Annotated in this window: 20 protein-coding genes and 1 riboswitch; of the genes, 7 read left to right on the forward strand and 13 right to left on the reverse strand. The window is 64.1% G+C overall.

Annotation, left to right across the window (positions count from 1 at the left end; genetic code table 11):
- The first annotated feature begins 93 nt into the window (after window positions 1-93).
- From cobG to ACQ4LH_RS00525, 5 genes are all read left to right on the forward strand, one after another.
- Window positions 94-1449 (forward strand): precorrin-3B synthase, encoded by a 1356-nt coding sequence (cobG, locus tag ACQ4LH_RS00505; RefSeq protein WP_430695357.1) that lies wholly within the window; start codon window positions 94-96, stop codon window positions 1447-1449.
- Window positions 1442-2068 carry a precorrin-8X methylmutase gene (locus tag ACQ4LH_RS00510; protein WP_090251038.1) on the forward strand — a complete coding sequence of 209 codons (627 nt, stop codon included), beginning with the start codon at window positions 1442-1444 and terminating at the stop codon, window positions 2066-2068. The genes cobG and ACQ4LH_RS00510 overlap by 8 nt, the downstream gene beginning before the upstream one ends.
- The gene (locus ACQ4LH_RS00515; RefSeq protein ID WP_430695358.1) at window positions 2065-2817 is read left to right on the forward strand and encodes a precorrin-2 C(20)-methyltransferase; all 753 of its coding nucleotides are present in this window, start codon (window positions 2065-2067) and stop codon (window positions 2815-2817) included. The genes ACQ4LH_RS00510 and ACQ4LH_RS00515 overlap by 4 nt, the downstream gene beginning before the upstream one ends.
- Before the next feature lie 37 nt (window positions 2818-2854).
- The gene (gene cobJ, locus ACQ4LH_RS00520; RefSeq protein ID WP_430695359.1) at window positions 2855-4516 is read left to right on the forward strand and encodes a precorrin-3B C(17)-methyltransferase; all 1662 of its coding nucleotides are present in this window, start codon (window positions 2855-2857) and stop codon (window positions 4514-4516) included.
- 153 nt (window positions 4517-4669) lie between these two features.
- On the forward strand, window positions 4670-5113 hold the full coding sequence (locus ACQ4LH_RS00525; protein WP_430695360.1) for a DUF2846 domain-containing protein: 444 nt from the start codon (window positions 4670-4672) through the stop codon (window positions 5111-5113).
- A gap of 151 nt (window positions 5114-5264) precedes the next feature.
- Here ACQ4LH_RS00525 and ACQ4LH_RS00530 read toward each other — a convergent pair whose 3' ends face one another.
- The 7 genes from ACQ4LH_RS00530 to cobW form a co-directional block, all read right to left on the reverse strand.
- Window positions 5265-6710, reverse strand: coding sequence for a SulP family inorganic anion transporter (locus tag ACQ4LH_RS00530; protein ID WP_430695361.1), 1446 nt, complete (start codon window positions 6708-6710; stop codon window positions 5265-5267).
- A 127-nt stretch (window positions 6711-6837) separates the two neighbouring features.
- Entirely contained in the window at window positions 6838-7602 is a 765-nt protein-coding gene (gene cobF, locus ACQ4LH_RS00535) for a precorrin-6A synthase (deacetylating) (RefSeq protein WP_430695362.1), read from the reverse strand.
- Window positions 7599-8285, reverse strand: coding sequence for a vWA domain-containing protein (locus ACQ4LH_RS00540; RefSeq protein ID WP_430695743.1), 687 nt, complete (start codon window positions 8283-8285; stop codon window positions 7599-7601). The genes cobF and ACQ4LH_RS00540 overlap by 4 nt, the downstream gene beginning before the upstream one ends.
- A 2-nt stretch (window positions 8286-8287) precedes the next feature.
- On the reverse strand, window positions 8288-9304 hold the full coding sequence (locus tag ACQ4LH_RS00545) for an ATP-binding protein (RefSeq protein WP_430695363.1): 1017 nt from the start codon (window positions 9302-9304) through the stop codon (window positions 8288-8290).
- Window positions 9305-9335: 31 nt separating this feature from the next.
- Window positions 9336-9638, reverse strand: coding sequence for a hypothetical protein (locus ACQ4LH_RS00550; RefSeq protein WP_430695364.1), 303 nt, complete (start codon window positions 9636-9638; stop codon window positions 9336-9338).
- Entirely contained in the window at window positions 9635-13369 is a 3735-nt protein-coding gene (gene cobN, locus ACQ4LH_RS00555) for a cobaltochelatase subunit CobN (protein WP_430695365.1), read from the reverse strand. The genes ACQ4LH_RS00550 and cobN overlap by 4 nt, the downstream gene beginning before the upstream one ends.
- Window positions 13370-13375: 6 nt before the next feature.
- A complete protein-coding gene (gene cobW, locus ACQ4LH_RS00560) occupies window positions 13376-14431 on the reverse strand; it encodes a cobalamin biosynthesis protein CobW (protein ID WP_430695366.1) in 1056 nt (351 codons plus the stop codon).
- A 99-nt stretch (window positions 14432-14530) separates the two neighbouring features.
- A riboswitch (cobalamin riboswitch) is annotated at window positions 14531-14767 on the reverse strand.
- On the opposite strand from cobW, the gene ACQ4LH_RS00565 reads away from it, so the two are divergent.
- Window positions 14734-15297: a cobalamin biosynthesis protein gene (locus ACQ4LH_RS00565; RefSeq protein WP_430695367.1), complete on the forward strand. Its 564-nt coding sequence runs from the start codon at window positions 14734-14736 to the stop codon at window positions 15295-15297. Its footprint overlaps the riboswitch before it by 34 nt.
- Window positions 15294-16049, forward strand: a complete 756-nt coding sequence (cobM, locus tag ACQ4LH_RS00570; RefSeq protein WP_430695368.1) for a precorrin-4 C(11)-methyltransferase — start codon at window positions 15294-15296, stop codon at window positions 16047-16049. The genes ACQ4LH_RS00565 and cobM overlap by 4 nt, the downstream gene beginning before the upstream one ends.
- Window positions 16050-16057: 8 nt before the next feature.
- Here cobM and ACQ4LH_RS00575 read toward each other — a convergent pair whose 3' ends face one another.
- The 6 genes from ACQ4LH_RS00575 to ACQ4LH_RS00600 form a co-directional block, all read right to left on the reverse strand.
- On the reverse strand, window positions 16058-16288 hold the full coding sequence (locus tag ACQ4LH_RS00575; protein ID WP_275960039.1) for a hypothetical protein: 231 nt from the start codon (window positions 16286-16288) through the stop codon (window positions 16058-16060).
- A 14-nt stretch (window positions 16289-16302) separates the two neighbouring features.
- Window positions 16303-18153: a glutamine--fructose-6-phosphate transaminase (isomerizing) gene (glmS, locus tag ACQ4LH_RS00580; protein ID WP_430695369.1), complete on the reverse strand. Its 1851-nt coding sequence runs from the start codon at window positions 18151-18153 to the stop codon at window positions 16303-16305.
- 10 nt (window positions 18154-18163) lie between these two features.
- Window positions 18164-18931, reverse strand: a complete 768-nt coding sequence (locus ACQ4LH_RS00585; RefSeq protein WP_430695371.1) for a DeoR/GlpR family DNA-binding transcription regulator — start codon at window positions 18929-18931, stop codon at window positions 18164-18166.
- A 98-nt stretch (window positions 18932-19029) separates the two neighbouring features.
- Window positions 19030-19539, reverse strand: coding sequence for a M23 family metallopeptidase (locus ACQ4LH_RS00590; protein ID WP_430695373.1), 510 nt, complete (start codon window positions 19537-19539; stop codon window positions 19030-19032).
- 14 nt (window positions 19540-19553) lie between these two features.
- A complete protein-coding gene (gene glmU, locus ACQ4LH_RS00595) occupies window positions 19554-20915 on the reverse strand; it encodes a bifunctional UDP-N-acetylglucosamine diphosphorylase/glucosamine-1-phosphate N-acetyltransferase GlmU (protein ID WP_430695374.1) in 1362 nt (453 codons plus the stop codon).
- A 129-nt stretch (window positions 20916-21044) separates the two neighbouring features.
- A complete protein-coding gene (locus ACQ4LH_RS00600; RefSeq protein WP_090254171.1) occupies window positions 21045-21470 on the reverse strand; it encodes a F0F1 ATP synthase subunit epsilon in 426 nt (141 codons plus the stop codon).
- Window positions 21471-21543 lie beyond the last annotated feature (73 nt).

Here is a 21543-nt window from a genome sequence, read left to right on the forward strand (position 1 = left end):
GCCAACATCGGGCGGGGTGTACCGATGCCATGAAATCCCCTGTGGGCGGATTTCGCTGGTTCGGTCGCCGCGTCTTTGTTGCTGGTGAAACCGTTGCGCGACCTTGCCACCACTGTCGAGATACCTGCCCCACGCCCCGAAAAACCGGGATCGGCGTGCCCTGGCCTGCTGCGTATCGTTCCGGCGCTGGACGGTGGCATCTGCCGGGTCAAGCTGGCCGGCGGCGTACTTAGCAGCCAACAGGCTCGAGCCATCGCCGAGGCCGCCGAGCGCTGCGCCAGCGGCGTGCTGGAGCTGACCAACCGCAGCAATCTGCAGATTCGTGGCGTACTGCCAGGCCAGCAGGCCGAGTTGATCGAGCGCCTGCTGGCCGCCGGCCTGGGCCCGAGCAACCCGGCTGCCGACGATGTGCGCAACCTGCTGCTTAGCCCCGCCGCCGGCCTCGACCCGCACGCACGGCTCGACACCCGCCCGCTGGCCGCCGCGCTGCTCGACCTGCTGCAAACCACCCCGGCGCTGCATGGTTTGTCGGCCAAGTTCGCCATTCAGCTGGACGGCGGCGAAACCCTGGCCATGCTCGAACATCCCCACGATATCTGGCTTAGCGCCCTACCCGGCTCGCCAGCCCGACTGGCCTTTGGCCTGGCCGGTTGCCCGGGTGATCAACCGCTGGGGGTGGTCGACGTTGAGCAAGCCGTGCCGCTGGTGGAACAGCTGCTGCAGCTGTTTCTCCAGCTGGCGGGTAATGAACATAGCCGGATGCGCCAACTGCTCGCCGTAATTGCCCCCAACCAACTGCTGCAACAACTGCAAGCGCGCCTGCCCTTTGCCGTGCAAGCGCCGCCGACCGACTGGCAACGCAAACCAGTCAGCCAACGCGCACCCATTGGTATTTATCCGCAGCAGCAAAGCGGCCTGCGCATGGTCGCCGCCGCCTCGCGCCTCGGGCGAATCGACGCCACGCAACTCAAAGCACTGGCCGATCTAGCTGAGCACCACGGCGATACCAGCCTGCGTCTAACGCCCTGGCAGGGTCTGTTGCTGCCGAATATCCCCGCGCACTCGGCCGACCGGCTGCTGCACGCGTTGGTCGAACTCGGCCTGCTGACCGATGCGCAGGAACCCTTGAGTAATCTGATCGCCTGCACCGGCTCAGCCGCCTGCGGCAAAGGCCTGGCAGACAGCAAGGCTGACGCTCTGCGCTTGGCCGAGCGCCTGCGCGCCAGCACGGCGCGCCCGCATGTACACCTAAGCGCCTGCCCACGCTCCTGCGCCGCCGCACATACCGCGCCCTTTACCCTGCTGGCCAGCAGCGCCGGGCATTACCAGCTTTATCAACGCACGCCCGAGGCGGCCGGTTTCGGTCAACTGCAGGCCAGCGCCATGACCATCGACGAGGCCGGCGACTGGTTCGCCGCCCACTGCGCAACAGGAAACAGCGATGCTTGAGTACATCCGCGACGGCCAGGAAATCTACCGCCAGTCGTTTGCCACCATCCGCGCCGAGGCTGACCTAAGCGCCATTCCGGCAGATCTGGAAAAGCTCGCCGTGCGGGTTATCCACGCCTGCGGCATGGTCGATGTGGTGCAGGACCTGCGCTTCTCCCCCGGTGCCGGTGCCGCCGGCCGCGCCGCGCTGGCCAAGGGCGCGGCGATTCTCTGCGATGCGCGGATGGTCGCCGAAGGCATCACCCGTCCGCGCCTGGCAGCCAACAACCCGGTGATCTGCACCCTGCATAACGACGGCGTGATTGAGCAGGCCCGCGCACTGGGTAATACCCGTTCGGCAGTCGCATTGGAACATTGGCGCGAGCATCTGGAAGGCAGCGTGGTGGTGATCGGCAACGCCCCTACCGCGCTGTTTTACCTACTGGAAATGCTCGACGCCGGCGCGCCAAAACCGGCGCTGATTATCGGCATGCCGGTGGGCTTTATCGGCGCGGCGGAATCCAAGGACGCCCTCGCTGCCGACAGCCGCGGCGTGCCCTATGTGATCGTGCGCGGCCGCCGCGGCGGCAGCGCCATGGCGGTGGCGGCGGTCAACGCCCTGGCCACGGAGGTGGAGTGATGAGTGTGCAAAAAGGCCGCTTGCTCGGCATCGGCGTCGGCCCTGGCGACCCCGAACTGATCACCCTCAAGGCCCTGCGCCTACTGCAATCGGCGGCGGTGGTTGGCTACTTTGTCGCCAAGGCCAAAGCCAACAAAGGCCAGGGCGGCAACGCCTTCGGCATTATCGAACAGCACCTGACCGACACCCAGCAGCGCCTGCCGCTGGTGTACCCGGTGACCACGGAAAAACTCGCCGCGCCGCTTTCCTATGAAGATGTGATCAGCGATTTCTACGACACCTGCGCGGTGCAGATCGCCGCCCGGCTCGACGCCGGCCAGGACGTGGCGGTGATCTGCGAGGGCGACCCGTTCTTCTACGGCTCCTATATGTACCTGCACGACCGCCTGGCCGCGCAGTACCAGGTGGAAGTGGTGCCCGGCGTCTGCTCCATGCTCGGCTGCGCCTCGGTGCTCGGCACCCCGCTGGTGTACCGAAACCAGAGCTTGAGCGTGCTCTCCGGCGTGCTGCCCGAAGCCGAACTCAAGCAGCGCCTGCACAGCGCCGAGGCCGCCGTGATCATGAAACTCGGGCGCAACTTCGAGAAAGTCCGCCGCGTGCTGCAGGAACTGGGCATCGACCAGCGCGCCCACTACGTCGAACGCGCAACCATGGGCAACCAACGCATTGTGCCGCTGGATGAAGTGGAGCCAATGTCTTCGCCGTACTTCTCGATGATCGTAATTCCCGGCGAGAAATGGCGCGGTTGATCCGCCAACCGCGCCCCCTCCCACTATGGAACACCTTATGACCGCCGCTCCCGCCATCATCATCCTCGGCCCCTCCGCCCTGCCCTGCGCCCGGCGCATCCAGACGCTGTATTCACAGGCCGACATCCACGGTCTGGGCAGCCGAGTGACGGACGTTGAGCGCACTTATGAGGACTTTGGCGACACCCTGCGCACGCTGTACCGCGCCGGCACGCCGCTGATCGTGCTGTGCGCCGCCGGCATAGCCATTCGCAGCTTGGCCGCCGTGCTCGGCGAGAAAGACAGCGAACCGCCCGTACTGGCCGTGGCCGAAGACGGCAGCGCCGTGGTGCCGCTGCTTGGCGGCCTGGGCGGGGTCAACCGGATGGCGCGGGAGCTGGCTGCGCACCTGGGCGTCAACGCCGCGATTACCACCAGCGGTGAATTGCGTTTTGGCACCTGCCTGCTGGAGCCACCGGCCGGCTATGTGCTGGCCGATCTTGAGCAGGGCAAAGGTTTTGTCAGCGACCTGCTCGGCGGCCAGGCGGTACGTATCGAGGGTGACGCGCCCTGGTTGGCCCAGGCCAAACTGCCGGTGGATAACCACGCCAATCGGGTGATCCATATCAGCCCACATAGCCGCGCGGCCAACGCCGATGAACTGCTGATCCACCCACAACAAGTGGCCGTTTGGGTCGAGCGCGCCAGCGCCGATTTACTCAGCGAACTGCAACAGGCGCTAGATAGCAGCAGCCTTGCTCCGCAGAGCCTGGCCTGCCTGCTGGCCGCGCCAGCGCTGATGGCCAACGCCGACCTGCACCACGCCGCTGCACAGCTCAAATTGCCGCTGCGCTTTGTCGACGACACCCAGCAACTGCCGCCGCTGCACAGCCAGCATGCCAACCTGCGCCTGCTACTGGGCGCTGCGCCGATCGATGCCAGCCAGCTCGGCCGCCCCCGTGGCCGCCTGACGGTGATTGGCCTCGGCCCCGGTGCTGCCGAATTTATGGTGCCCGCCGCGCGCCAGGCGCTGGATGAAGCGCAGGACCTGCTCGGCTACGAAGCCTATATCAATATGGCCGGCCCACTGCGCCCGGAGCAGGTGCGCCACTGCACCGATAACCGTGAAGAAATGCAGCGCGCCCGCCATGCCTTTGAGCTGGCCGCCAGCGGTCGGCGCGTGGTGGTGGTGTCGTCCGGCGACCCCGGCGTATTTGCCATGGCCGCCGCCGTGCTGGAAGCCCTGCACGAGTCCACCGACGCCGAATGGCAACGGGTCGATCTACAGGTATTCCCCGGCGTTTCCGCCGCACTGGCCACCGCCGCCAAGGCTGGCGCGCCGCTGGGCCACGACTTCTGCCTGATCTCCCTGTCGGACAACCTCAAGCCCTGGGCCATTATCGAAAAGCGCCTGGCCCACGCCGCCGCCGCCGACCTGGTAATGGCCTTCTACAACCCCATCTCCAAAGCCCGCCCCTGGCAGCTCGGCTCTGCCCTGGACATCGTCCGCCAGCAACGCATGCCGGAAACTCTGGTGGTCCTAGGCCGCGATATCGGCCGCCCCGGCGAAACCCTGCGCAGCCTTACCCTAGGCGAACTCACCCCGGAAATGGTCGATATGCGCACCCTGGTCATCATCGGCTCCAGCCAGACCTGCCGCTTCCCCCGTGCCGAAGGTGGGGAGTGGGTATATACGCCGCGGAGTTATCCACAGGAGTGAAACTCCGGGTGCGCCCATGGCGTGCGAAGCGCTTAAACAGGTGCCCTTAACTGACATCGCAAACAATGATGGCTATCTGACATAATCGCGCCGCCAAGGCCTATAGGCCTGGTTGTCTAAAGCTATTCACTCTGACCCTGAAAAGGATTTCCCATGCAAAACCGCTTCAAGCTGTTTATCGCCGCACTCGGCATTGCCGTTCTTTCCGGTTGCGCTTCCGTGCCGATGGACACCCCTTCGGCAGACGCCGCACTGAAGTCCTTCCCCGCACCACCAGCGGATCAAGCCGGGCTGTATATCTATCGCGACAGCTTTGCCGGCCAAGGGCTGAAAAAAACCCTCAAGATCGATGGCGAAGTGATTGGTGAAACGGCCAACCGCACCTACTTCTACCGCCTGGTCAACCCAGGTAACCGCGTTCTCGCCACCGAGTCCGAGTTCAGCGACAACACCATCAACCTGATGGCCGTCGCCGGGCAGAACCACTATGTGCGTCAGTCCATCAAGATGGGTCTATTCGTAGGTGGCGCCAAGCTGGAAGTGATCCCGGAAGCAACCGCCCAAGCGCACCTGCAGAAGTGCGAACTGGCGAAGTAATCGAAACTGTCAGCACCTCGTAGCCTGTGCGGTTAACCAACCTGCAGGCTACTCATCTAAGCGTTAAAGGTGGATAAGGCTCTGCTTGTCCCCCTCAGATCAAACGTACTTCCCCTCTTGCACCGCCCCACCACAACCCCTTGCTTCGCCCTCAATCGTGATGCGCACCCGAGCGTTTAAGCAGTTGTTTGCAGCGCTCGGACAGGTGCAGCACGCGCAGGTGTTTGCCGGCTTTGCTGTAGCGCTCGCGCAGGGTTTTTAGCGCGGCGATGGCCGAGTAGTCGACGAAGCTCAGATGGCGGCAGTCGAGGGTCACGTGGGCGGGGTCGCCAGCCGGGTCGAACTGGTTGAGAAAGGGCGTGGTCGAGGCGAAGAACAGCGTGCCATGCAGGCTGTAGAGCTTGCTGCCGTCGTCCTGCAGATGGCTCTCGGCGTACAGCTCGCGGGCGTGCTGCCAGGCGAAGTTGAGCGCGGCGATGATGATGCCGCAGAGCACGGCGGTGGCCAGGTCGGTGAACACGGTGATGGTGGTCACGGCGATGATCACCAGCACATCGTTGCGCGGCACCTTGTTCAGCACCCGCAGCGAGGCCCAGGCGAAGGTCTGCTGCGACACCACGAACATCACCCCGACCAACGCGGCCAGCGGGATAAGCTCGATCAGCGGCGAGAGAAACAGCACAAACAGCAGGATCATCACCCCGGCGACCACACCGGAAAGGCGCCCGCGACCGCCGGAGCTGAGGTTGATTACGGTCTGCCCGATCATCGCGCAGCCGCCCATGCCGCCGAACAACCCGGAGGCCATATTGGCCGCGCCCAGGGTCACGCACTCGCGGTCTGGATAGCCACGGCTCTCGGTGATCTCGTCGGTCAGGTTTAGGGTCAGCAGGGTTTCCAGCAGGCCGACCAGGGCCATCAATATCGCGTAGGGCGCGATGATGCGTAGGGTTTCCAGGGTCCAGGGCACCTGCGGCAGGGCAAATTCCGGCAGGCCGCCAGCGATGTGCGCCATATCGCCCAGGGTGTGGGTCGGCAGGCCCAGCAGGTACACCGCCAGGCCTACGCCGAGGATCGCCACCAGCGCCGGCGGCACGCTGCGGGTCAGGCGCGGCAGCAGGTAGACGATGGCCATGGTCAGCGCCACCAGCCCGAGCATCAGGTACAGCGCATTACCGCTGAGCCAGGCCTCGCCATCCTTGAAGTGCTCCAGCTGGGCCAGGGCGATGATGATCGCCAGGCCGTTGACGAAGCCAAGCATCACCGAGTGCGGCACCATGCGGATCAGCTTGCCCAGGCGCAGCAGGCCGAAGGCGGTCATCAGCAATCCGCCGAGCAACACGGTGGCGAGCAGGTACTGCGCGCCGTGTTGCACCACCAGCGCGACTATCACCACCGCCATCGACCCGGCGGCACCGGACACCATGCCCGGGCGCCCGCCGAACAGAGCGGTCAGGGTGCAGATGATAAAGGCCCCATAGAGCCCCATCAGCGGATTGAGCTGGGCCACCAGGGCGAAGGCGATGCACTCGGGCACCAGGGCAAACGAGGTGGTAAGCCCGGCCAGAACATCGGCGCGTAGACGTTTTGCTTTCATAAATGGCCCAAAAGCCATGCCCTGTGGGGCGTGGCGAGATAACGAGGGCCGCGGATATTACGGCCTTGGGGATAATCCAGCCAGTTGCGACTGGAACGCAGGACAGACGGCGCGTTTATCGTCCGAGTTAAGGAGCGAGCTTGCGCAGCAGATAGCTATCCATAATCCAGCCATGCTGCTCACGCAGCTCGGCGCGGCGGCTGCGGATAGTCTCAGCCACTTCGGCCAGCGGGCCGGCAATCAGCACTTCATCTGGGGTGCCGATATAGGCGCCCCAGTAGATATGCATGGGCTGGTCAACAAAGCGCTGGTAGGTGTCCTGGGCGTCGAGCATGACCAACACGCTGTCAAACCCGTCTGGAAAGCCGCCTTCGGCCAGGCGGCGGGCCGGGGTGATCTGGAAGGCCTGGCCGATGCTGTTAAAGCAGACCTTATGCTTGGCCGCCAGGGCTTGCAGACTGGTGATACCGGGGATCACTTCGTACGCAATCTGTTCGCTGCTGTTGGCCACGATCTGTTCGACGATGCGCAGGGTACTGTCGTACAGCGCCGGGTCGCCCCAGACCAGAAAGGCGCCGGTTTCGCCCTCGCTCATCTGCTCGCGAATCATGCCTTCGAACACCTGCTGCTTGTCCTGATTCAGATCGACCACACTGCCGCGATAGTCCGGCACATCGCGCACCCGCTCCGGGCAGTCGGCGCTGACAAAGCGGTAGTCGCGGCCCTGGATAAAGCGCTCGCAGATGGTCTTGCGCAGGCCGATCAGGCTGTCCTTTGTGCTGCCCTTGTCCATCAGGAAGAACACGTCCGTGCGGTTGAGCGCGTTGATCGCCTGCACGGTCAGGTAGTCCGGGTCGCCGGCGCCGATGCCGATTATCAACAGGGTTTTCATAAGGCTGTCTCCAGGCTGCCGGCCAGTGTCGGCAGCGAATCGATATGTCGGTAATCGGCACCTAACTCGGCGGCCAATTGGCGGGCGCGGCCGAGGCGGATCGGTGCACTTTCGATATCCACCAGCAGCGCCGGGCAGGCGCTCGGGGTTAACGCCGGCCAATCGCGCAAGCGGCCATCGGTGATGATCAACACACGCTGACGCTCGGTCGGATGCAGCCGCTGTCGCCGCGCCTGCCAGTCGGCGGCCTGCTGCACGGCCGCCAGCAACGGCGTGCCGCCACCCGCGCCCAGTTCGGTCAGCCACTGCTGCAAGGCCTGGGAGGCTTTCTGCCCCTGCCAGAGCCATTGCGCCTGGCGGCCGGTGGCGTGCAGCAATGCCAAGCGCGCGCGTTGCCGGCGCGCCTGTTCGAATACTTCACTGAGCAGCCCCTTGGCCTTGCTTAGCGCACCATGGCGGCGAGTCGAGGCCGAGGCATCGACTATCACCAGCCAGAGTTCAGCCGACTTGGCGCTGCGTGGACGCAGCAGCAAATCCTTCCGAGTGCGCGGACGGCCTTTAAGCAGGCTCGCCGGCCAGTCGATACGACCCGTCGCGCCACTGCGACTGGCGCCATTACGACCATTGCCGAGTGTGCCGGGAGCGGCCCGGGCATCCGCGCCTGGGGCTGTGCGCGGGCGGATGCCTAGGGCTTTTTTGCCCAGCGCGGCGGTTCACGCCGTACGCCGAAGCTCTGCGCCTGAGCGGGTAATTCACCCCACTGGCCTTCGCCTTGCGGCGCTTGTGGCTGCTCGCTGGTGGCGCTGTTGTCGGATTGCGCTTGCGGCTGCGGCGGCTGCGCGGCAGGCGGCGGATTGTGCCGGCGACGATGACGCAGCACAAAATCGGCCACCGCATCGATATCCACCGACTCAATACATTCGGCACCGCGCCAGGCGGCATGCGCACGGGCGGCGCGCAGCCAGACCAGATCGGCACGCAGGCCATCGACGGCGGCGGCAAAACAGCGCTGGCTGATCTGCTCCAGCGCGGCGTCATCCAGCGGAATCGCCGCCAGGCGCTGACGGGCGCTCTGGCAGCGTTCGCGCAGTTCATCCTGCTGCGCTTGCCAGCGCTGCAGAAAGGCCTGCGGGTCTGCATCAAAGGCCAGCCGGCGGCGGACGATCTCGGCGCGCTGGGCCGGTTGCGGCTGGGCGTCCAGGGCCAGGTTAAGGCCGAAGCGATCCAGCAGTTGCGGGCGCAGCTCGCCCTCCTCGCCGTTCATGGTGCCGATCAGCACAAAGCGCGCGGCGTGCCGATGGGAGATGCCGTCGCGCTCGATATGGTTGACCCCGCTGGCGGCAGCATCCAGCAGCAGGTCGACCAGATGATCGGGCAGCAGATTGACCTCATCGACATACAGCACGCCGCCATTGGCCTTGGCCAGCAAGCCCGGAGAAAACTGCGCGCGACCTTCGCCCAGGGCAGCGTCAAGATCGAGGGTGCCGACGATGCGCTCCTCGCTCGCACCCAGCGGCAGGGTGACAAAGGTGCCGCTGGCCAGCAGATCAGCCAGGCCACGGGCCAGGGTCGATTTGGCCATGCCGCGTGGGCCTTCGATCAGCACGCCGCCAATCGCCGGATCGATGGCCGCCAGGCACAGCGCCAGTTTCAGGTCATCGGCGGCGACCACGGCGGCGAGGGGAAAGTGGCTATCGGTCATGGCAGAGTCCGTTTCGCTAAAAGATGAAGGGTCACTGGCCGATGCCGAACACGGCAAAGGGCAGCAAGACGATGCCAATAACTTTTGGCCAGATGGCGCCCAGCACCGCACCGACGCAGGCACCGAGCCCTGCCCAGATAAACAGGTCAACCAGCGGAGTTGGCAGCGGGCCGAGAACCAGGCCAGCCAGCAGGCCCAGCCAGAAACCACCAAACAGGCCGATACCGGCGGCGCCGATGCGCTCCTTGCGGGTAACTGGCCTGCGCCACCAACTCACCAAGCGATGTCGCAAGCGTTGCGACATCGCTTGGTGTGGCTGTTTGCTCTCGCTCATGCTTCCTCACTATCGATCAGCAGGTTTTCCAGGGCTTCGCGGTACTCGCCAGGGTGCTGCCAGAGGCCACGTTGCTGGGCTTCGAGCAGGCGTTCGAGGATATCCTGCAGGGCGCCGGGGTTGTGCTGCTGGATAAAGTCGCGGGTGCTTTTGTCGAGCAGATAGGCATCGGTGAGCAGTGCGTACTGATGATCGTCGACCAGTTCGCTGGTGGCATCGAAGGCGAACAGGTAGTCGATGGTCGCCGCCAACTCGAACGCGCCCTTGTAGCCATGGCGCTTCATGCCGTCGATCCACTTGGGATTGGCCGCACGGGCGCGCACCACGCGGTTGAGTTCTTCCTTCAGGGTGCGAATACGTGGGGTGTCGGGCTGGCTGTTGTCGCCGTGATAGCTGGCCACCTTGGCGCCGCGCAGGGTTTCCACCGCCGCGAGCATGCCGCCCTGGAACTGGTAGTAGTCGTTGGAATCGAGGATGTCGTGCTCGCGGTTGTCCTGGTTGTGCAGCACCGCCTGCATCTGCTCCAGGCGCTCGGCGAACTGCGCGCGCGCCGGGGTGCCTTCACTGTGGGTGCCGTAGGCGTAACCGCCCCAGTTCAGGTAGACCTCGGCGAGGTCCTCGCGGGTTTGCCACAGGCGTTCTTCGATGGCGTTCTGCACGCCCGCGCCATAGGCACCTGGCTTGGAACCGAACACTCGCCAACCGGCCTGCTTACGCGCCTCGGCTTCATCCAGGCCGCTGTCCTGCAGGGTCAGGGATTCGCGCCAGACCCGCGCCGACAGTGGGTTCATGTCTTCTGGCTCATCGAGATCCACCACCGCCTGCACCGCGTCATCGAACAGACGGATCAGGTTGCTAAAGGCATCACGGAAGAACCCGGACACGCGCAGGGTCACGTCCACGCGCGGGCGGCCGAGCTGCGCCAGCGGCAACACCTCAAAGCGCTCGACGCGCTGGCTGCCCGCCTGCCACACCGGGCGCACGCCCATCAGCGCCAGGGCCTGGGCCATATCGTCGCCGCCGGTGCGCATGGTCGCCGTGCCCCACATCGACAGGCCGAGCTGACGCAGGTGGTCACCGTGGTCCTGCAGATGCCGCTCCAGCAGGCGATCCGCCGCCTGCACGCCGATACGCCAGGCGGTTGGCGTGGGCAAGTTGCGCACATCGACGCTGTAGAAATTGCGCCCGGTGGGCAGCACATCCAGCCGCCCGCGACTGGGTGCGCCACTCGGCCCAGCCGGGACAAAACGCCCGCTTAGCGCCGCGAGCAACCCGTGCATTTCGGCCGGGCCGCAGGCATCCAGCAGTGGCGCGATCTGCTCACGCAGGCGTTGCAGCACCTGGGTGCTTTCAATGCCAACGGATGCAAAATTCGCCGCGCCGATCAGCTGCAAGGCCAGCAACTCCAGACGTTCACGGGTATCGCCCGCGCTGCGCCAGCTGTCATCGCTCAGCTCTGCCAGCACGGCCGGACGCGGACCCAGCCAGGGCGCGGCCATTTCGCAATCGAGGGGATCAAAATCCAGCTGAAGGTCGCGGGCCAGGACGCGCAGCAGGCTGGCATTGCCGCCCTGGCCGTCGCCCCGGGGAATGCGCAGCAGGGCCAGCAGGGTGTCGCGGCGTAGCGTTCCAGCGGGTGATTCGCCAAATACGTGCAAGCCATCGCGGATCTGCGATTCCTTGAGGTCGCACAGGTAGGCATCCAGCTGCGGCAGCCAGCTATTGGGGTCTGCGTTGAGTTGCAGGCCCAGCTCACGGTCGAGACTGGCCTCGCGCACCTTGAGCAGGATCTCGCCGCGCAGCTCGGCGGCGCGGCGCAGGTCGAGTTGGCTGGCTTCGTAGTATTCGTCGGCCAGGCGCTCCAGATCGCGCAATGGGCCGTAGCTTTCCGCGCGGGTCAGCGGCGGCATCAGGTGGTCGATAATCACCGCCTGGGTACGCCGTTTGGCCTGGGCGCCCTCGCCCGGATCGTTGACGATAAAGGGGTAGATATTCGGCAGCGGGCCGAGAATCGCGCTCGGCCAGCATTGTTCGGAAAGACCGACGCTCTTGCCCGGCAGCCATTCCAGATTGCCGTGTTTGCCGACATGGATCACCGCATCACAAGCAAAGGCCCGGCGCAGCCAGCAGTAGAACGCCAGGTAGCCGTGCGGCGGCACCAAATCCGGGTCGTGATACACCGCCGCCGCATCCAGCTGATAACCGCGCGCCGGCTGGATGCCGACAAAGGTCAAACCAAAACGCAGGCCGGCGATCATCAGCCGACCGCTGCGGAACATAGGGTCCTGCTGCGGCTCGCCCCAGCGCTCGCGCACCGCCTGCTGATTGGCTTGCGGCAGGCTGTGGAAGAACGCCAGATACTCATCCAGCGCCAGGCTCTGGGCGCAGGGGCGCGCGTCGCGGCTGTCCAGCTCATTGGTCACGCCGCCGAGCAACTGGTGGATCAGCGCGGTGCCGCTGTCGGGCAACCCTGCAACCGGGTAGTCCTGCTGTTGCAGCGCCTTGAGGATATTTAGCGCCGCCGCCGGGGTATCCAGGCCAACGCCATTACCGATGCGCCCATCGCGAGTCGGGTAGTTGGCCAGCACCAAGGCGATGCGCTTGTCGGCATTGTGTTTGCGCGCCAGAGCAATCCAGTTGCGCGCCAGCTCGGCGACGAAATCCATCCCCGGTAGATGGGGCTGGTAACAGACCACATCGCTCTGGCTGCGCTCGCTGCGCCAGGCCAGACCCTTGAAGCTAATCGGCTGAGTGATCAGCCGGCCGTCCAGCTCAGGCAGCACGATATGCATGGCCAGGTCACGGGACCCCAGGCCCTGGGCATTGGCTTGCCACTGTTCATGGTTATCCAGCGAGCAGATGGCTTGCAGCACCGGGATATCGCGGCGAAAAGGCCGTGCGCTCGGCGCTTCCGGGTTGGACAGTGCAAAGGCCGTGGTGTTGATAATCAGGCGGGCATCGGCTTGGTCCAGCCAGTCTTCAACCTGGGCCAGGCAGGCAGCCTCCTTAAGGCTGGCCACGGCAATCGGCAGCGGATTAAGACCCTGGGCCTGCAAGCGCTGGCAGAACACATCGATAAACCCGGTATTCGCCGCCTGCACCTGGGTGCGGTAGAACAACAGCGCCGCCACCGGCGCATCAACCTGCCAGCTGGCTTGCCAATCGGCCAGGCTCGGATTGGCCAAGTGCGGGTGATACAGGCCAACGCGTGGCAGCGGCTGCGGTTCTGCCCAAGAATAATCGCGCTGCAACCACTGGCTGGCGATGCAATTGAACAGCTGCAGCGCATTGCCCGCGCCGCCCTGCCGCAGAAACTGCCAAAGCCGCTCGGCCTCGGTCACTGGCACAGTGCTCAAGGCCATCAGCTCCGGATCAGGGTTGTCGCAACCCGGCACCATAATCACCTGCGCACCGCGCTCGGCCAGTTCTACCAACCGCTCGATGCCGTAGCGCCAGTAACTGACGCCGCCGTGCACGGAAATCAGTATGACCTTGGCGTGCTGCAACACCTGCTCGACGTAGAGATCCACCGAGGCGTGATTGCTCAGCTGTGCCGGGCTGGCCAGACGCAGGCTCGGGTAATCCGCCGGCAACTGCCGCGCCACTTCGGCCAGCAACGACAGGTGCGAATCGCCGGTGCACAGAATCACCAGCTCGGCCGGGGTCTGGCCGAGGTCGGCAATGCTGTCGACCGGCAGCTGGCTGCCGGGCTGGGTACGCAGCAGGTGCATGCGGGCTTAACCTGCCAGCGCGGCGTTAAGCTCGGCTTCGATAGTGGCCTGATTCAACGTCTGGCCAATCACCACCAGGCGAGTGATACGCGGCTCATCCGCCTGCCAGGCGCGGTCGAAGTGTTTGTCGAAACGTTGACCGACGCCTTGCAGCAGCAGGCGCATCGGCTTGCCGGGAATCGCCGCAAAACCCTTGATGCGCAAAATGCCGTGTTTGCTGACCGCATCCTTCAGCACTTGCAGCAGACGGGCTTCCTCGGCTTCAGGCAGTTCCAGGTGGAACGAGGCGAACTCGTCGTGATCGTGGTCTTCATGGCCTTCCAGGTCATGGTGGGTCTTGCAGCCCTCGATATGCAGCTCGGTCTCGCAGTTCAGGCCCAGCAGCACGTCCAGCGGCAGCTCGCCGCCATGGGCTTCGATGATTTTCACTGCGGGCGGCAGCTCCTCGGCCACTTCGGCACGCACGGCAGCCAAAGCGGCGGCGTCGAGCAGGTCGGCCTTGTTGAGGATTACCAGGTCGGCGCTGGCCAGCTGATCGGCGAACAGCTCGTGCAGCGGCGATTCGTGGTCGAGATTGGGGTCGAGCTTGCGCTGCGCATCGACCTGATCAGGGAAGGCGGCGAAGGTGCCTGCGGCCACGGCCGGGCTGTCGACCACGGTGATTACCGCGTCCACTGTGCAGGCGTTGCGGATTTCCGGCCAGTTAAAGGCCTGTACCAGCGGCTTGGGCAGGGCCAGGCCGGAGGTTTCAATGAGGATATGGTCCAGCTCACCGCGACGCGCCACCAGCTCGCGCATCACCGGGAAGAACTCTTCCTGCACGGTGCAGCACAGGCAGCCGTTGGCCAGTTCGAAGATGCGGCCGTTGGCTTCTTCTTCGCTGCAACCGATGGAGCACTGCTTGAGGATTTCGCCGTCGATGCCCAGCTCGCCGAACTCGTTGACGATCACCGCGATGCGCCGCCCGTCGGCGTGGCCGAGCATATGCCGCAGCAAGGTGGTTTTGCCGGCGCCGAGAAAGCCGGTAACGATGGTGACGGGAAGTTTGGCGAGGGTTTGCATGGCGAGTCCTGCGTGACGTCGAAAGAAAGACGAGCAGGAGGCGGCACAGACATGACAGCCACGGGGCGTCAGCCAACACCACCGGATCACCCCGCCCGGTTGTCGAAAGCGTGACGAGGCAGGTCTCCTGGCTCACGACCGGGCTGGCGTAGATACGCCGGCTAATCCCTTCGCCTTCCCGCGCTTACGCAGTGGCTGTTGTGCTGCAGCGCTTGGGCGGCAGAACAACGCAAGGGGACGAGTCGTTTACAGTTGCGGGGGCAGCCAAGGCATTCACCTTGTTCCCTCTTAGCTTCATGGGCATGCCCACGAAGAACCTCGAACGCGACAAGGCTACGCAGGCCATGGCGGCCGGTCAATCGCGGTTGACCGGTGCCGGCCGCCATGTTGAGCTACGCCGCCGCACACACCGAGCGCCGCAGATGATCCCCAGCCACGCCCCTCGCCCCCCCGCTGCCGCCGTTCAGGTGGTTGCCGGATTGGGCTGCCGCAGTGGCTGCAGTGTGGAGGACTTGCTCAGCCTGCTGCTGCACAGCCTGCAGGCGCATGGCCTGACTGTGGATAACCTGGCGGGGCTGGCCAGCATCGCGCATAAACGCGACGAGCCGGGCCTGCTGGCATTGGCCCAGCGCCTTAGTCTACAGCTGAGCTGCTTTAGCGCAGCCGAACTGCAGCCTTATCAGCACGATATTCAAGGCTCGCCGCTCACCCTGGCCGCCACCGGCAGCCCGGCCGTCGCGGAACCCAGCGCCCTGGCCCTGGCTGAACGCGTGGGCGGCCAACCGGCCCGTCTACTCGGCGAGAAAACCCGCAACGCCAGCGCCACCTGCGCCCTGGCGTCGATTGCACCCAAGGATTTGTCATGACCGTCTACTTTATCGGCGCCGGCCCCGGCGACCCCGAGCTGATCACCGTCAAAGGCCAGCGCCTGCTGCGTAGCTGTCCGGTGATTCTCTACGCCGGCTCGCTGGTGCCGGCAGCGGTACTCGAAGGCCATAGCGCCGAGCAGGTGATCAACACCGCCGAGCTGCATCTGGATGAAATCATCGAGCTGATCCGCCAGGCCCAAGACAAAGGCCAGGATGTGGCCCGCGTGCATTCCGGCGACCCGTCGCTGTATGGCGCGATTGGCGAGCAGATCCGTCACCTGCGCCGGCTGGGCATTGCCTTCGAGATCATCCCTGGGGTGACTGCCACTGCGGCCTGCGCCGCCCTGCTGGAAAGCGAACTGACCCTGCCCGAGGTGTCGCAGACACTGATTCTCACGCGCTACGCGAGCAAGTCGAACATGCCCGAGGGCGAGGCACTGGGCGACTTGGCGCGCCACGGCGCGACCATGGCCATCCACCTGGGTGTGGTACATCTGAGCAAGATAGTCACTGAGCTGCTGCCGCATTACGGCGCGGATTGCCCGATTGCCGTGGTGCATCGCGCCAGCTGGCCGGACCAGGATTGGGTCAGCGGCACCCTGGCCACCATCGAAGAACAAGTGCGCGCCAAAGGCTTTCGCCGTACCGCGCTGATCCTCGTCGGCCGCGTGCTGCACGCCGAACAGTTCGCCGACTCGGCGCTATACAACGCCGAGCATCGTCACCTGTTCAGGTCAGCGGACGACTAACTGTCTGCTTAAAGATGAATCTCCGCGCCCTTGATACCGAGTAGGCGCAGCTCTTCGATCAGGCCATTAAGGTCGGCGAAGGACTCCACCTGCTCCTGGTCATCGACCAGAAAGAAGCTGGTGCCTGCGCCTTTCTTCAACAGCACGATCCATTCCCGGGTGTTGGCCGGGTTGGCGATGATATGGGTATCAAAGAGCACGCCCTGCGCCTGCTTACTCTTTATATCTTCACGCCGCATCGGCCCGCCCCTGCTTACTCAACCGTTACGCTCTTGGCAAGGTTGCGCGGCTGGTCGACGTCGGTGCCTTTGAGCACGGCGACGTAGTACGACAGCAGCTGCAGCGGAATGGTGTAGAGGATCGGCGCGAGGGCGTCGTGGATATGCGGCATGTTCACCACGTGGGTGCCCTCACCATTGCTCATGCCCGCCTGCTCGTCGGCAAACACCACCAGCTCGCCGCCACGGGCGCGCACTTCCTGCAGGTTGGATTTGAGCTTTTCCAGCAGCTCGTTGTTCGGCGCCACGGTGACCACCGGCATATCGCTGTCCACCAGGGCCAACGGGCCGTGCTTGAGCTCGCCGGCCGGGTAGGCTTCGGCGTGGATATAGGAGATTTCCTTGAGCTTGAGCGCGCCTTCCATCGCCACCGGGTACTGCGCGCCACGACCGAGGAACAGGCTGTGGTGCTTCTCGGCGAACAGTTCGGAGACCTTCTCAACCACGCTGTCCATGGCCAGGGCTTCGCCCAGACGGGTTGGCAGGCGACGCAGTTCGTCGACCAGCTCGGCTTCGAGACCTTTATCCAGGGTGCCACGCACCTGGCCGAGGGACAGGGTCAGCAGCATCAGCGCGACCAGCTGGGTGGTGAAGGCCTTGGTCGAAGCCACGCCGATTTCCGGGCCGGCCTGAGTCAGCAGGGTCAGGTCAGATTCGCGCACCAGGGAGCTGATACCGACGTTGCAGATGGCCAGGCTGGCCAGGTAGCCACCCTTCTCCGGTGCATTTTCCTTGGCGTTGCGCAGGGCGGCCAGGGTATCGGCAGTTTCGCCGGACTGGGAGATGCTGACAAACAGGGTGTCCGGCTGCACCACCACCTTGCGGTAGCGGAACTCGCTGGCCACTTCGATCTGGCAGGGGATACCGGCCAGGCCTTCCAGCCAGTAACGGGCAACCATGCCGGCGTGGTAACTGGTGCCGCAGGCGACGATCTGCACGTTGCGCACCTTGGCGAACAGCTCGGCAGCCTGCGGGCCGAAAGCCTGAACCAGCACGTGGTCAGTGCCCAGACGACCTTCCAGGGTGCGTTGCACGACCTTGGGCTGCTCAAAGATTTCCTTGAGCATAAAGTGGCGGTACTCACCCTTGTCGGCGGCTTCCGCACCTTCGTGGTATTGCACGCTCTCACGCGTCACCGGCTGGCCGTCGACGCTCCAGATCTGCACGCTTTCGCGCTGGATCTCGGCAATATCGCCTTCTTCCAGGTACATAAAGCGGTCGGTGACCTGACGCAGAGCCAGCTGGTCGGAGGCGAGGAAGTTCTCGCCCAGACCCAGGCCGATCACCAGCGGGCTGCCGCTGCGGGCGGCGAGCAGGCGATCCGGCTGCTTAGCGCTGATCACCGCCAGGCCGTAGGCGCCGTGCAGTTCCTTGACCGCCTCTTTCAACGCTGCGGTCAGGTCCGGCTGGGTTTTCAGCTTGTGGTCGAGCAGGTGCACGATCACTTCAGTGTCGGTATCGGAGCTGAACACGTAACCCAGGCCCTTGAGCTGGGCACGAAGCTCTTCGTGGTTCTCGATAATGCCGTTGTGCACCACCGCCAGATCATGGCTGGAGAAATGCGGGTGGGCGTTACGCTCGCTCGGCGCACCGTGGGTGGCCCAGCGGGTGTGGGCGATACCCAGGCGGCCGGCCAGCGGTTCGGCACTTAGCGCGCTTTCCAGCTCACTGACCTTGCCGACGCGGCGGCGGCGGTCGAGGCCGTTATGATCCGTCAGCAACGCCACGCCGGCGCTGTCGTAACCGCGGTATTCCAGGCGTTTGAGGCCTTCAACCAGCACGGCAGTGATATTACGTTCGGCGACTGCACCAACGATTCCACACATAGTCTTCTCCTTAAGCTTCAACAGCCGCGCAGATCAGCTTGATCCCACGCGCAGTCAATTGTTCACGGGCCTCAGGGCTGAGGCGTTCGTCGGTTATCAGGGTATGGATGCCGCTCCAGGGCAGCTCCAGGTTGGGAATCTTGCGGCCGATCTTGTCGCTCTCAACCATTACCACCACTTCGCGGGCTACATCTGCCATCACCCGGCTAAGCCCGAGCAATTCATTGAAGGTGGTGGTGCCACGGTTCAGGTCGATGCCATCGGCGCCAATAAACAGCTGGTCGAAATCATAGGAACGCAACACCTGCTCGGCGACCTGGCCCTGAAACGACTCGGAATGCGGGTCCCAGGTGCCGCCGGTCATCAGCAACACCGGCTCATGCTCCAGCTCGCTGATCGCGCGGGCCACATTGAGCGAGTTGGTCATCACCACCAGGCCTGGCTTGTGGCCGAGTTGCGGAATCATTGCCGCCGTGGTGGTGCCGCTGTCGATAATGATCCGCGCATGCTCACGGATGCGCGCCACACCGGCGCGGGCGATGGCCTGCTTGTACTGGGAGATCGGCTGGATATCGCTGATCAGTTCCTGCGGCATGGGCACCGCACCGCCGTAGCGACGCAGCAGCAGGCCGCTCTTTTCCAGGGCGGCGAGGTCTTTGCGAATGGTCACTTCGGAGGTGGCGAACGCCTTCGACAACTCATCCACACTCACCTCGCCTTGCTCGGCGAGCAGGGCAAGAATGGTGTGGCGACGTTGCGGAGTGTTGCGTTTCGACATGCTAAGTTTCGATTCGAAAGATAATGGCGCGAATCAAAACCTAACCGAAGTTTTTCGTCAAGCGGAAATAGACATCTGGCAGGTGTGCCCAGGCCAATTCAGCGCGTATTCAGAAACTGGTTGGGGTCCAGATAAAACATCTTCTTCCAACCTTGGGTCGACTCGTCGGCACGCCAAGGCAACGGCAGCAGGCTGACAATCGAGTAATGCAAGTGCGCCGGTTTGCCTTGCGCGTTACCTGTATCGCCAACCGTGCCCAGCAGGCTGCCGGCCAGCAGCGGTTGGCCTGGGTAGGCGTCGATGGTTTGCAGATGGGCGTAATAATGAATGCGCCATTTCGGCCCCAGGGCGACCACCACCTTGCCGCCCTGCGCGATTTCACCGCGAAACAGCACCACCCCATAGCTGCTGGAGCGCACCGGCGTGCCGCGTTTGGCGAAGATATCGATGCCCTTGTGCACGCCGGAGCGGCCCCAGGGTTCAAACCAGAAGGTGCGCGGATTCCAGTCCCGGGCACTGGCTCCCTGCACCGGAATCTGCGGCCACTCAGGCAGCAAGGCCCAGATGAGAAACAGCGCCGGTATTATCCAGCGTTTGCGTAAAGGCATCCTTGCCAACTCCATCAGGTCTTCTTGGTCGGGCGCTTCCAGCCTTCGATATTGCGCTGCTTGGCACGGCCGACGGCCAGGGTGTTATTCGGGACATCGCCGGTAATCACCGAACCCGCGCCGGTGGTGGCGCGGTCGCCCAGAGTCACCGGGGCGACCAGGGCGCTGTTGGAGCCGATAAACACGTCCTCACCCAGCACCGTCTTGAACTTGTTGGCACCGTCGTAATTGCAGGTGATGGTGCCCGCGCCGATATTGCTCCGCGCACCGATTTCGGCGTCGCCCAGGTAGCTCAAATGGCCAGCCTTGGCGCCGTCTCCCAGCTTGGCGTTCTTCAGCTCGACGAAGTTACCCACATGGGCGCGGGCACCGAGCACCGAACCCGGACGCAGGCGAGCGAACGGACCGCAATCGGCGCCCTCGCCCACTTCGGCACCTTCCAGATGGCTGTTGGCTTTGACGATGGCACCTTTGCGCAGGATCGAGTTTTTGATCACGCAGTTCGGACCGATCTGTACGTCGTCCTCGATCACCACCTTGCCTTCGAGGATCACGTTGATATCGATGGTGATGTCACGGCCGACGCTGACCTCGCCGCGCACATCAAAGCGGAACGGGTCGATCAGGGTGACGCCTTGCGCCATCAGACGGTTGGCAAAGCGCTGCTGATAGTGGCCCTCAAGCTGGGAGAGCTGGATACGGTCATTGGCGCCCAGCACTTCCATCTCGTCAGTCGCTTGCTCGGTGGCGACTACCAGGCCGTCGGCCACGGCCATGGCGATCACGTCAGTCAGGTAGTACTCGCCCTGGGCGTTGCTGTTGGACAGGCGGCCTAGCCAGTCGCCCAGTTTTTTCCCCGGTACGGCGAGAATGCCGGTGTTGCCTTCACTGATCAGGCGCTGCTCGGTGCTGGCGTCCTTGTGCTCGACGATGGCTTTCACCACGCCGCTGTCATCGCGAACGATGCGACCATAACCGGTCGGGTCTTTCAGATTGACCGTCAACAGCCCCAGCTGCTGCTCGCTGACTTGTTGCAGCAGGCGTTGCAAGGTTTCCACTTCGATCAGCGGCACATCACCGTAGAGAATCAGCACGCGCTCGGCGCTCAATTCCGGCAGTGCCTGGGCTACGGCATGACCGGTGCCCAGTTGCTCGCTCTGCAGCACGAAATTCAGGTCATCCGCCGCCAGTCGCTCGCGCACCAGTTCCGCACCATGGCCGATTACCACATGAATGCCTTGCGGTTTAAGCAGGCGGGCGGTGTCGATCACATGGCCAAGCATGGCTTTGCCGGCAACCGGGTGCAGGACTTTCGGCAAGGCGGAACGCATGCGGGTGCCTTGGCCGGCGGCGAGGATAACGATATCGAGCGACATAAGAGCGGATTCCAGGCAGACGAAGGCGGGCTAAATCCCTAGCCCGGCCAACTGAAAAGGTAAAACAGCAGGCAAAGAAAAAGGGTAGCCAAGGCTACCCTTTTACTCGTTTGCGATGAAGCGCCGGAATTAACCGCCGAACTTCTTGCGCAACTGCTGAACGGTACGCAGCTGAGCCGCGACCTCAGCCAGGTGAGCGGCTGCGGAACCGTAATCGAACTCCGCGCCCTTCTCATTCAAGGCATTCTCGGCAGCCCGGAGGGCTTCCTGAGCAGCAGCTTCATCGATATCGGCAGCACGCTGCACGGTATCGGCGAGAACTTTCACCACACTCGGCTGAACTTCGAGGAAGCCACCAGAGATGTAGAACACCTCGGTTTCGCCACCCAGCTTGACCAGACGAATCGGACCCGGTTTGAGGTCGGTGATCAGCGGCGCGTGGCCTGGAGCGATACCGATATCACCCAGGTTGCCGTGCGCAATCACCATCTCGACCAGACCGGAGAAGATCTCGCCTTCTGCGCTGACGATGTCGCAATGGACTGTCATAGCCATGTCTAACCTCACGTATCGATCTGCTTACACACTACTCGCGGATAAACAGACCGTAAGCGCCCGTTGCCGGGCG

The sequence above is a fragment of the Pseudomonas peli genome (assembly GCF_050563605.1).
Classification (GTDB): Bacteria; Pseudomonadota; Gammaproteobacteria; order Pseudomonadales; family Pseudomonadaceae; genus Aquipseudomonas; species Aquipseudomonas peli_A.

Bases quoted from the DNA above. Each gene is read 5' to 3' on its own strand.
- ACQ4LH_RS00510 (WP_090251038.1), top strand. From the start codon at position 1,442: ATGCTTGAGTACATCCGCGACGGCCAGGAAATCTACCGCCAGTCGTTT.
- cobJ (WP_430695359.1), top strand. From the start codon at position 2,855: ATGACCGCCGCTCCCGCCATCATCATCCTCGGCCCCTCCGCCCTGCCC.
- ACQ4LH_RS00525 (WP_430695360.1), top strand. From the start codon at position 4,670: ATGCAAAACCGCTTCAAGCTGTTTATCGCCGCACTCGGCATTGCCGTT.
- ACQ4LH_RS00530 (WP_430695361.1), bottom strand. From the start codon at position 6,710: ATGAAAGCAAAACGTCTACGCGCCGATGTTCTGGCCGGGCTTACCACC.
- cobF (WP_430695362.1), bottom strand. From the start codon at position 7,602: ATGAAAACCCTGTTGATAATCGGCATCGGCGCCGGCGACCCGGACTAC.
- ACQ4LH_RS00545 (WP_430695363.1), bottom strand. From the start codon at position 9,304: ATGACCGATAGCCACTTTCCCCTCGCCGCCGTGGTCGCCGCCGATGAC.
- ACQ4LH_RS00550 (WP_430695364.1), bottom strand. From the start codon at position 9,638: ATGAGCGAGAGCAAACAGCCACACCAAGCGATGTCGCAACGCTTGCGA.
- cobN (WP_430695365.1), bottom strand. From the start codon at position 13,369: ATGCACCTGCTGCGTACCCAGCCCGGCAGCCAGCTGCCGGTCGACAGC.
- cobW (WP_430695366.1), bottom strand. From the start codon at position 14,431: ATGCAAACCCTCGCCAAACTTCCCGTCACCATCGTTACCGGCTTTCTC.
- ACQ4LH_RS00565 (WP_430695367.1), top strand. From the start codon at position 14,734: ATGCCCACGAAGAACCTCGAACGCGACAAGGCTACGCAGGCCATGGCG.
- cobM (WP_430695368.1), top strand. From the start codon at position 15,294: ATGACCGTCTACTTTATCGGCGCCGGCCCCGGCGACCCCGAGCTGATC.
- ACQ4LH_RS00575 (WP_275960039.1), bottom strand. From the start codon at position 16,288: ATGCGGCGTGAAGATATAAAGAGTAAGCAGGCGCAGGGCGTGCTCTTT.
- glmS (WP_430695369.1), bottom strand. From the start codon at position 18,153: ATGTGTGGAATCGTTGGTGCAGTCGCCGAACGTAATATCACTGCCGTG.
- ACQ4LH_RS00585 (WP_430695371.1), bottom strand. From the start codon at position 18,931: ATGTCGAAACGCAACACTCCGCAACGTCGCCACACCATTCTTGCCCTG.
- ACQ4LH_RS00590 (WP_430695373.1), bottom strand. From the start codon at position 19,539: ATGCCTTTACGCAAACGCTGGATAATACCGGCGCTGTTTCTCATCTGG.
- glmU (WP_430695374.1), bottom strand. From the start codon at position 20,915: ATGTCGCTCGATATCGTTATCCTCGCCGCCGGCCAAGGCACCCGCATG.
- ACQ4LH_RS00600 (WP_090254171.1), bottom strand. From the start codon at position 21,470: ATGGCTATGACAGTCCATTGCGACATCGTCAGCGCAGAAGGCGAGATC.